The sequence below is a fragment of the Humitalea rosea genome (assembly GCF_003253705.1).
Lineage (GTDB): Bacteria > Pseudomonadota > Alphaproteobacteria > Acetobacterales > Acetobacteraceae > Humitalea > Humitalea rosea.
Genome location: NZ_QKYU01000037.1, coordinates 22,060 through 31,670, shown reverse-complemented (window position 1 = coordinate 31,670; position 9,611 = coordinate 22,060). Strand labels below are relative to the sequence as shown.

The following is a 9,611-nucleotide window of genomic DNA, read 5'->3' as shown; positions in this document are numbered from 1 at the left end:
TCGGGCAGCCACGCCTTGAGGTCCGGAGGCAACAGGAATGCCTGGTCGCGATTGTAGGATACGAAGGTCGCCATAACCGCAGTTTGACAAATCAGAAAGGCAAAGTGAATCCGACAGACTGCTAGTCTGGCCTCTCCCCGACCGGAGCCAAGCGATGCGCCGTATCCTCTGCCTGAGCCTGCTGACGCTGATCCTTGGTGCCGAAGCCGCCCCGGCCCAAACCACGCCCGCGCCGGCGGAGCGCACGTTGAACGTCTTCAACTGGTCGGATTACATCGACCCCTATGCCGTCGCCAGCTTCACCGCCGAAACCGGCATCCGGGTGCGCTACGACGTCTATGACAGCCTGGAAACGCTGGAGGGCCGCATGGCCGCGGGGCGCAGCGGCTACGACATCATCGTCCCGACCTCGGAGCCCAGCTTCTCCCGCATGGTGCGCGCGGGGGCGCTGCTGCCACTCGACCGGTCGCTGATCCCGACATGGGGCGGACAGGCTCCGGCGCTGCTCGCCAAGGTCGAAACCTCGGACCCCGGCAACCGCCATGGCGCGATCTACCTTTGGGGCACGGTCGGGCTGGCCATCCGCCCCGACCGTATCCGCGCGATCCTCGGCGATGTCCCGCTCGACAGCCTGGACCTGCTGATGCGGCCAGAGATCGCGCGGCAACTCTCCCGCTGCGGCATCGCGGTGATGGACAGCGGGATCGACGTGCTGCCGAGCGTGCTGCGCTGGCTCGGCCGCGATCCCAATTCGGCGGTGCCCGAGGATCTGCGCGCGGCCGAGGCGGCGCTGCTGGCGATCCGCCCCTCCGTGCGCGCCATCACCGCCAGCGCCACCATCCTCGATGCCGTCGCAGCCGGGGAATACTGCGTCGCGATGACCTATTCCGGCGATGTCATCCAGGCCCAGGCCCGCGCCGAGGAGGCCAATCGCGGCGTGCAGATCCGCTACGTGCAGCCGAAGGAGGGGGCGCAGCTCTGGTTCGACATGCTGGCGATCCCCGCCGATGCGCCGGACCCCGCGGCCGCGCACGCCTTCATCGCCCATGTGCTGCGGCCGGCGGTGATGGCCGGGATCACCAACCACACCCGCTACCCCAATGCCGTGCCTGCCAGCCTGCCTTTGGTGAATGCGGCGGTGCGGGACGACCCCAACATCTATCCCACGCCTGAGATGATCGGCCGCACCTTCACCGTCACCGCCCTGCCACCCGCGGCCGAACGGGCGCGCGCGCGGTCCTGGAGCCGGTTCAAGGCGGGGCGTTGAGCCTGCTGCAGGTCGAAGGACTGACGGTTCGCTTCGGCGGCGCCGCCGCACTCGACGCGTTGGATCTGGAGGTGCCGGAGGGCGCCTTCGTCGCCCTGCTGGGTGGCTCGGGGTCGGGCAAATCGACCCTGCTGCGCACCATCGCCGGCTTCGTCGCGCCCGCGGCGGGGCGGATCCTGCTGGGGGGCGTGGATCTGGCACCGCTGCCGCCGGAACGTCGGCCGCTGCACATGATGTTCCAGTCCTATGCGCTGTTCCCCCACATGAGCGTGGCCGACAATGTCGGCTACGGGCTGCGCCGGGCCGGGGCCGCCACCGCCGAACGCATCCGGCGCGTGGGCGCGGCGCTGGAGATGGTCGGGCTGGAGGCCTTCGCGCGGCGTCGGCCGGCCGCGCTGTCGGGCGGGCAGCAGCAACGGGTGGCGCTGGCCCGCGCCCTGATCCTGCGCCCCAGGCTTCTGCTGCTGGACGAACCGCTGGGCGCGCTGGATGCCGCCTTGCGCGAACGCACCGGCGCCGAGCTGCGCGCCTTGCAGCGTGCGACCGGCAGCGCCTTCCTCATGGTCACCCATGACCAGGCCGAGGCCCTGGCGCTGGCCGATCGCGTGGCGGTGCTGGAGCAGGGCCGGGTGATCCAGCAGGGCACCCCGCGCGAACTCTGGGATCGCCCGGCGACCCGCTTCGTCGCGGGTTTTTTGGGCGCGGCCAATATTATCGAAGGGGTCGCGCTTGCCGATGGCGGGGTGGATTGCCCCGCCTTGCCCGCGACGCTCCGCCCCGCCGTCCCGCATGGAAAGCCGCCCGGCAGCCCCGTGGCGCTGGCGCTGCGGGCCGAGCGCATAGGGTTCGGTGACGAGGGGCTGCCGGCGGTGGTGACGGAGGCCACCTACCGGGGTGGCGCCTCGCTGCTGACCCTTCGGACCAGCGGGGGGGCGGTCCTGCGGGCGCTTTGGCCGGAAGCCTCGGGTCCGGCACCCGAACATGCCGTCACTTTGAGCTGGGAGCCTTCGGCGCTGGTGCCGCTGGCATGATCGGGCGCGCCCTCCTGTGGCTGGTGCTGACATTCGGTGTCGCCACGCCGCTCGCGCTGGTCGCGGCCATCGCGCTGGGCGAGGCGGCCGAGGGCATCCCGCCGGTCCGCTTCCCCTGGAACGGCGGGGCGGCGACGGACAGCCTGGTGCTGATCGCGACCGATCCCTTTTATGTCGGGGCGCTGCTGTCCTCGCTGGAGGTCGCGGCACTGACGGCGGCTGCCTGTGTGGCGCTGGCCTTCCCCATGGCGCTTGGCATCGTGCGGGCGCGGCCCGGGCCGCGGATCTGGCTGCTGGCGGCGGTGATGCTGCCGTTCTGGACCGGGTTCCTGCCGCGCATGGGCGCCTGGATCGGGCTCTTTCGTGACTCCGGCTGGATCAATGGCGTTCTGGTGGAGTTCGGCCTGCCGGCGCAGCAGATGCTCTACACCGATGCGGCGATGCTGGTCGGTATGGTCCATGCCTATCTGCCCTTCGCCGTGCTGCCGCTGTTCGGCGTGCTGCTGCGGCTGGACCCGCGGCTGGAGGAAGCGGCCGCCGACCTCGGCGCAGGCCCGGTCGCGCGGCTGGTGACGGTGGTGCTGCCACAGGCCGCTCCGGGAATCGCGGCGGCCTTCCTGCTCGTCTTCATCCCGGCGGCGGGGGAATATGTCATCCCCGAACTGCTGGGACCGCCCTCGGCGACGCTGGTCGGGCGGGTGGTGGTGCAGGAGTTCTTCCAGAACCGCGACTGGCCGGTGGCGGCGGCCCTCTCCCTCGGGCTGCTGGTGGTGCTGCTGCCGCCGCTCTGGCTCTACCAGCGGCTTGGAACGCAGGGGTGAGGCGGGCGGCCCTGTGCTTCGGGCTGGCGTTTCTCTGGCTGCCGGTGCTGCTGCTGGTCGGCTACGCCTTCTCCGCCGCGCGGCTGCCCTTCACCTGGGGCGGGTTCTCGCTGCGCTGGTTCGGCGCCCTGCTGGCCAATGAGCGGCTGGTCGAGGCCACACTTCTATCGCTGCGGGTCGCGACCGGTGCGGCCAGCCTCGCCGTGCTGCTCGGCGGAGGCATCGGCTGGGTGCTGGCACGGCATGGGCGGTTTCGTGGCCGGGCGCTGTTCGGGGCGCTGGCGGCAGCGCCCCTGGTGCTGCCGGAGGTGGTCACGGGCCTGTCGCTGCTGCTGCTGGCCGTGGCGGTGCAGACGCTGACCGAGGGTTGGCCGCAGCGCGGGGCGGGCACGGTGCTCATCGCCCATGCCTTGCTCGCCGGCAGCTATGTCGCGGTGCTGGTCCAGGCGCGGCTCGCCTCGCTCGACCCCGCGCTGGAGGAGGCCGCCCGCGACCTCGGCGCGACCCCGGCCGCCGTCTTCCGCACCATCACCTTGCCGCTGGTCGCACCCGCGCTGGCGGCGGGCTGGCTGCTCGGCTTCACGCTTTCGTTGGATGATGTGGTGGTGGCGAGCTTCGTCTCCGGCCCGGCCGGGACGACCCTGCCCATCGCCGTTTTCTCGATGTTGCGTCTGGGGCTGACGCCGGAGGTCAATGCCCTGGCGGCACTGCTGCTATTGACCGCGGCGATTTGCATGGGTGGTGCCGCGATTCTGCTGCGGCCGCGGGTTGTGGCCCCCAAGGCCGAGGGGTGATCATTCGCCGGCTGCGGCTTCCGGCAAGACTTCAGGTAACTTCGCTAAATGCTGTGCCAACTTCGTTACGGTGAGGCCTGCTCGCCTTGGAGCCTCGCAACGACGCTCTCAAGATTAGCAATTATAGCGTTACGACGGGCGATGTCGTCCGCTCTTGTCTCGTCAGTTTGAAGGGTTCCCACACTGACTACGCTTCCCAACGTGCACGCTTGAAGCGCTGCGATGGCCTCGCGCTCACGTTCGATCTGAGCCAAGTGCCGCGCAATCGCGCTTTCGATCGAGGTCATGTCGGCGTTCCTATCAACGTAATGATCTTCTATCGTATCATATTGGAGGGCCTAGATTCTACCGGCATTTCAAAAACCAAGCGAATATTTGCAGATGAACCGCCTCCGTCATAGGAGAATGTTAAGCAAGCGTTCTGGGCGTATGCGGCTTGCAGTTAGGCCCTTATTGGCGCAGGGATGCGCTAATACGTTGAAAAAACAACGCGTGCTTCATGCGGAGGGGCTCTTGTCGCCCCCAAGGCCGAGGGGTAGGGATACCGACGGCCGCGGGGGTTCCGCGCGCCCAATTCTTTGAGACGAAGGCTGACATGCACCTCACCGCTGAGCGCCTGGACCGCATCTCCGCGTCCCAGACCATTGCCATCACCGGCAAGGCCCGTGCGCTGAAAGCCGCCGGGCGGGATGTCATCAGCCTCTCGGTCGGCGAGCCGGACTTCGAGACGCCGCGCAACATCAAGGATGCTGCGATCCGCGCGATCGAGGCGGGTGACACGCGCTACACCGACGTCGCCGGCACCCGCGCGCTGCGCGAGGCGGTGTCCCGCAAGTTCAAGCGCGACAGCGGCCTTGACTACAGCCCCGATGAGATCATCGTCTCCACCGGCGGCAAGCAGGTGATCTTCAACGCCATGATGGCGACGATGCAGGCGGGCGACGAGGCGATCATCCCCGCCCCCTGCTGGGTCTCCTACCCCGACATCGTGGCGCTGGCCGAGGGCACGCCGGTGATCGTGCCGGCCGGGCAGAACCAGGGCTTCAAGATCAACGCCGAGCAGCTGGAAGCCGCGATCACCCCCAAGACGAAGTGGGTGATCCTGAACAACCCCAGCAACCCGACCGGTGCCGCCTATTCGGCCGCCGAGTTGAAGGCGCTGACCGATGTGCTGCTGCGCCACCCCGATGTCTGGGTCTTCACCGACGATATCTATGAGAAGCTGGTCTATGACGGCTTCCAGATCGCGACGGTGGTCCAGGTGGAACCCCGCCTGCGCGACCGCACCGTGACCATGAACGGCTGCTCCAAGGCCTATGCCATGACCGGCTGGCGCATCGGCTTCGCCGGCGCGCCGCTGCCGCTGATCAAGGCGATGGACAAGCTGCAGAGCCAGAGCACCTCCAGCACCAGCAGCATCTCCCAGGCCGCGGCGATCGAGGCCTTGGACGGCCCGCAGGACACGGTCGAGACGATGCGCCTCGCCTTTCAGGAACGCCGCAACCTGGTCGTGGCCGGCATGAACGCCTGCCCGGGCGTGCGATGCCACACGCCGGAAGGCGCCTTCTACGTCTATCCCTCGATCCATGCCTGCATCGGCAAGACCAGCGCCGGCGGCACCTTCATCAAGGACGATGAAGCCTTCGTCGTGGCGCTGCTGGAGGAACAGGGCGTCGCCGCCGTGCATGGCAGCGCCTTCATGTTCCCCGGGCATTTCCGGATTTCCTACGCGACCTCGAACGATCTGCTGATCGAGGCCTGCGCCCGCATCAAGACCTTCTGCGAGGGGCTGCACTGATGCCTGAAGCTCCTATGTCCTCCACCCCGATGCCGGCACTTGCCCAGCGGTTGAAGGAGGTTTCCTTCTCCGCCTCGGCCGCGATGACCGGCAAGGCGCGGGAACTCAAGGCCGCCGGCCACAACGTCATCAGCCTCGCGATCGGCGAGCCCGATTTCGAGACCCCGCCCCATGCGATCGAGGCCGCCTACAAGGCCGCCCTTGCCGGCGACACCAAATACCCGCCGCAGGATGGCACCAAGGCGCTCAAGGAAGCGGTGCAGCGCAAGTTCAAGCGCGACAACAACCTCGACTACGCGCTGGACGAGATCCTGATCACCAATGGCGGCAAGCAGGCCATCATGGACGCCCTGCTCGCCACCTGCGATCCGGGCGATGAGGTGCTGATCCCCGCACCCTACTGGGTCAGCTACGCCGAGATGGCCAAGCTCGCCACCGCGACGCCGACCTTCGTGAACTGCCCGCAGAACAACGGCTTCAAGCTGCGGCCGGAGGATCTGGACGCGGCGATCACGCCGAAGACCAAGTGGTTGCTGCTGAACTTCCCTTCCAACCCGACCGGCGCCGCCTGTTCGCGGGAGGAGATGAAGGCCATCGCGCAGGTCATGCTCAAGCATCCGCATGTCTGGATCATGACGGACGACATGTATGAGCACCTGATCTACGACGGGTTCGAGTTCTGCACGATCGCCGATGTCGAGCCCGCCCTGAAGAACCGCGTGCTCACGGTCAACGGCGCTTCCAAGAGCTATGCCATGACCGGCTGGCGCGTCGGCTTCTGCGGTGGCCCCAAGCCGCTGATCAAGGCGATGGTCAATATGCAGAGCCAGCTCACCAGCGGCGTGAACACCATCTCCCAGGCCGCGGTCACGGCGGCGCTGGACGGCCCGCAGGACCTGCTGGCCGAACGCGCCGCGATCTACCGTGACCGGCGCGACTTGGTCGTCGCCATGCTGAACGAGGCCCCTGGCATCATCTGCCACAAGCCTGAAGGCGCCTTCTACGTCTATCCGAACATCGCCGGCTGCCTCGGCAAGACCTCGGCCGGCGGGCGGAAGATCGAGACGGATACCGATTTCGCCATGGCGCTGCTGGAGGAAAAGCACGTCGCTGCCGTCCAGGGCGCGGCCTATGGCATGTCCCCCTATCTGCGGATTTCCTATGCCGCCGATACGGAAAGCCTGCGCGACGCCTGCGGCCGCATCCAGGATTTCTGCCGTAGCCTGACGTGATCCGGCTGATATGATCCGCCTTGGCCGCGACACGGATGCGGCGGGGTTCATCCGCCTCGTCCGCGACGCCTGGGCGGAATTTCCCGGCTGCGTCTTCGACCTGGACGCCGAGCTGCCGGAATTGCGGACGCTCGCGACCCATTTCGCCGCGGCCGGCGGCGCCGTCTGGGTCGCCGAGACTGATGGCGAAATGACCGGCATGGTCGCGACCCGCCCCTCGGGCTCCGACGATGCCTGGGAAATCTGCCGCATGTATGTGGCGGCGGCGGCGCGGGGCACCGGCCTCGCCCACCGCCTGCTGGACACGGCCGAGGCCTATGCCGCGGCCCGCGCCCAGCGCCTGGTGCTCTGGACCGACACGCGCTTTCACGCGGCGCATGTGTTCTATGAGAAGCGCGGCTATGTCCGCGCCGGGTCGATCCGCATCCTGGACGATCTCTCCAATTCGCTGGAGTTCCGCTACGCCAAGCCTGCCCGCGGGCTGGTGGTGGAGGCGCTGGACGCCGCCGCGGCCGCCAGCGCCGAACGCCGCCTGTCGGAAATCCTCATCGCCACCGTGGCGGATGGCGCCAGCGTGTCCTTCCTGCCACCGCTCGCCGTCGAAACCGCCCGCGCCTTCTGGCGCCGCATTGCCGGGGACGTCGCCGCCGGCACTCGCCTGCTGCTGGCCGCCTGGCTGGATGGCGCGCTGGTCGGCACCGTCCAGGTGAATTGCGGCACGCCGCAGAACCAGCCGCATCGCGCGGATCTGGAGAAGCTGCTGGTGGACCCGGCCGCCCGCCGCCGGGGCGTGGGCCGCGCCCTGGTCGCGCGCGCCGAACAGGCTGCGCGTGGCGTCGGGCGACGGCTGTTGACCCTCGATACACGGGCGGGAGAGGCGGCCGAGCCGCTCTACCGCGCCATGGGCTGGCAGGAAGCGGGGCGTATTCCCGATTATGCGCTGAGCGCCGATGGCACCCCGCATGAGACCGTCTTGTTCTATAAGCGGTTGGTGGCTTGATCCTCACGCCCGCGTGACGGCAGTGTAGCGCCGCCATGATAACACCAGCCTGGGTTGCCATGATGGCAACCTACAACTCCGAGATGAATCGTCGCCTCTACGCCGCAGCCGGACGGCTGATGGATGAGGAAAGGCGCGCCCCGCGCGGCGCCTTTTTCGGCAGCATCCACGGGACGCTCAATCATCTGCTCTGGGCCGACCAGATGTGGATGTCGCGGTTCGACGGCTGGGACAAGCCGGTCCAGAGCATCGCTGAATCGCCGGAGATGGTCGGCGATTTCCCGACCATGCTCGCCACCCGCATCAATATCGACGGGCGGATGGAAGCCTGGGCCCGGCGCGTCACCCCCGCCGCGCTGGAGGGTGAGACCCTTTGGTTCAGCGGCTCCGCGCAGCGCGATGTGGCCAAGCCGACCGCCTTGGTGATCACCCATCTTTTCAACCACCAGACCCACCACCGCGGCCAGGTCCATGCCTTGCTGACCGCCGCCGGTGAGGTGACGGGCGACACCGACCTCTGGCTCCTCGTCCCGTGAACCGGGAAGAGGAGCGCACGCTCGTCCGTGCCCCGGAGCCCGAGGACGGCTGCGCAAGACCGGCCGACATGGCGCATCTGCTGGTGCTGGACCAGCCTGGCGCGCCGCCGCATCGCGTGCCGCTTGGGCCGGAGCCACTGTCCATCGGGCGGACGGTGCAGAACGGGCTTATGCTCGCCTCCGACGAAATCTCCCGCCGGCACTGCATCGTAGCGCTCCAGGGTGGGATCGTCACCGTTACCGACCAGGGCTCAACCAATGGCGCCTGGGTGGATGGTCACCGGATCGAGGGCCCGACCCGCCTGCCGCCCGGTGGCGTGCTGCGGCTCGGACCCTATCATTTGCAATACCTCTGCCTGCCGCTGCTGGAGATGCAGCGGAACGCGGGCATGGAGCGCGACCTGGAGAAGGCGGCGCGCTACGTGGCCGCGCTGCTGCCGGCCCCCCTGCTGTCCGGACCCATACGGGCGGATTGGCGCTTCCTGCCCTGCCCGCAGATCGGTGGCGACGGCTTCGGCTGGCGCTTCCTGGATGACACCCGGCTCGCAATCTGGCTGCTGGATGTGTCAGGCCAAGGCGCGGGGGCGGCGCTGCTCGCGGCCTCGGTGATGAACGTCCTTCGGGCGGGCGATACCGCCGACCCCGCCGATCCCGCCGCGGTCCTGGGTTCCCTCAATGCCACCTTCCAATCGGCCGGGAAGGCAGGGCTGCCCTTCGCCTGCTGGTATGGGGTGGCCGATCTGGGCCGCCAGCGGCTGCACTTCGCCGCCTCCGGGCACCACCCGGGCTGGCTTCTGCTGCCCGGCGCGGAGACCTGGGCGCCGCTGCATGTCTCGAACCCCGCCATCGGGCTGACCCCGCAATGGCCCTTCCACGCGGCCCAAGCCGCGTTGCCCTGCGGGGCCCGGCTGGTGCTGTTCAGCGACGGCGCCTTCGGCTCCCCCCCGGCCGCCGGCCAGCGCGCGGCACTGGCCGAATTCCTGCCGCATCTCTCCGCCCCGCCGGAACCGGGTGTGCCGGAGGCCGAGCGCCTGCTGCGGGTGGTCATGGCAGCGGCCGGGGCTGGCCCCCTTGCGGATGATGTCTCCATACTCACCTTCGACGTCGCATAAGATCCGCCCGCCCCTTTCGG

Annotated in this window: 9 protein-coding genes; all 9 read left to right on the top strand. The window is 68.7% G+C overall.

All coding sequences use genetic code 11. The features are described 5' to 3' along the window. Positions 1-154: 154 nt before the first annotated feature. The 9 genes from C8P66_RS21690 to C8P66_RS21650 all read left to right on the top strand — a co-directional run bounded on the left by C8P66_RS21690 (position 155) and on the right by C8P66_RS21650 (position 9,591). A complete protein-coding gene (locus C8P66_RS21690) occupies positions 155-1,267 on the top strand; it encodes an extracellular solute-binding protein (protein WP_111400379.1) in 1,113 nt (370 codons plus the stop codon). Further along, positions 1,264-2,298: an ABC transporter ATP-binding protein gene (locus C8P66_RS21685; protein WP_111400378.1), complete on the top strand. Its 1,035-nt coding sequence runs from the start codon at positions 1,264-1,266 to the stop codon at positions 2,296-2,298. Before C8P66_RS21690 ends, C8P66_RS21685 begins: the two co-directional genes overlap by 4 nt. After that, positions 2,295-3,119, top strand: coding sequence for an ABC transporter permease (locus tag C8P66_RS21680; RefSeq protein WP_111400377.1), 825 nt, complete (start codon positions 2,295-2,297; stop codon positions 3,117-3,119). The genes C8P66_RS21685 and C8P66_RS21680 overlap by 4 nt, the downstream gene beginning before the upstream one ends. After that, a complete protein-coding gene (locus C8P66_RS21675; protein WP_111400376.1) occupies positions 3,116-3,913 on the top strand; it encodes an ABC transporter permease in 798 nt (265 codons plus the stop codon). Before C8P66_RS21680 ends, C8P66_RS21675 begins: the two co-directional genes overlap by 4 nt. A 595-nt stretch (positions 3,914-4,508) precedes the next feature. Continuing rightward, positions 4,509-5,711, top strand: a complete 1,203-nt coding sequence (locus tag C8P66_RS21670; RefSeq protein WP_111400375.1) for a pyridoxal phosphate-dependent aminotransferase — start codon at positions 4,509-4,511, stop codon at positions 5,709-5,711. A 29-nt stretch (positions 5,712-5,740) separates the two neighbouring features. Next, positions 5,741-6,943: a pyridoxal phosphate-dependent aminotransferase gene (locus C8P66_RS21665; RefSeq protein WP_111400384.1), complete on the top strand. Its 1,203-nt coding sequence runs from the start codon at positions 5,741-5,743 to the stop codon at positions 6,941-6,943. Between the two features lie 10 nt (positions 6,944-6,953). Beyond that, entirely contained in the window at positions 6,954-7,943 is a 990-nt protein-coding gene (locus tag C8P66_RS21660) for a GNAT family N-acetyltransferase (RefSeq protein ID WP_111400374.1), read from the top strand. Positions 7,944-8,002: 59 nt separating this feature from the next. Next, complete coding sequence (locus tag C8P66_RS21655; protein WP_245903729.1) at positions 8,003-8,479, top strand: DinB family protein; 477 nt, start codon at positions 8,003-8,005, stop codon at positions 8,477-8,479. Next, positions 8,476-9,591, top strand: coding sequence for a SpoIIE family protein phosphatase (locus tag C8P66_RS21650; RefSeq protein WP_146423027.1), 1,116 nt, complete (start codon positions 8,476-8,478; stop codon positions 9,589-9,591). The genes C8P66_RS21655 and C8P66_RS21650 overlap by 4 nt, the downstream gene beginning before the upstream one ends. The last annotated feature ends 20 nt before the right edge of the window (positions 9,592-9,611 follow it).

Coding starts and splice junctions, on each gene's coding strand:
- C8P66_RS21690 (WP_111400379.1), top strand. CDS start 155: ATGCGCCGTATCCTCTGCCTGAGCCTGCTGACGCTGATCCTTGGTGCC.
- C8P66_RS21680 (WP_111400377.1), top strand. CDS start 2,295: ATGATCGGGCGCGCCCTCCTGTGGCTGGTGCTGACATTCGGTGTCGCC.
- C8P66_RS21670 (WP_111400375.1), top strand. CDS start 4,509: ATGCACCTCACCGCTGAGCGCCTGGACCGCATCTCCGCGTCCCAGACC.
- C8P66_RS21665 (WP_111400384.1), top strand. CDS start 5,741: ATGCCGGCACTTGCCCAGCGGTTGAAGGAGGTTTCCTTCTCCGCCTCG.
- C8P66_RS21660 (WP_111400374.1), top strand. CDS start 6,954: ATGATCCGCCTTGGCCGCGACACGGATGCGGCGGGGTTCATCCGCCTC.
- C8P66_RS21655 (WP_245903729.1), top strand. CDS start 8,003: ATGATGGCAACCTACAACTCCGAGATGAATCGTCGCCTCTACGCCGCA.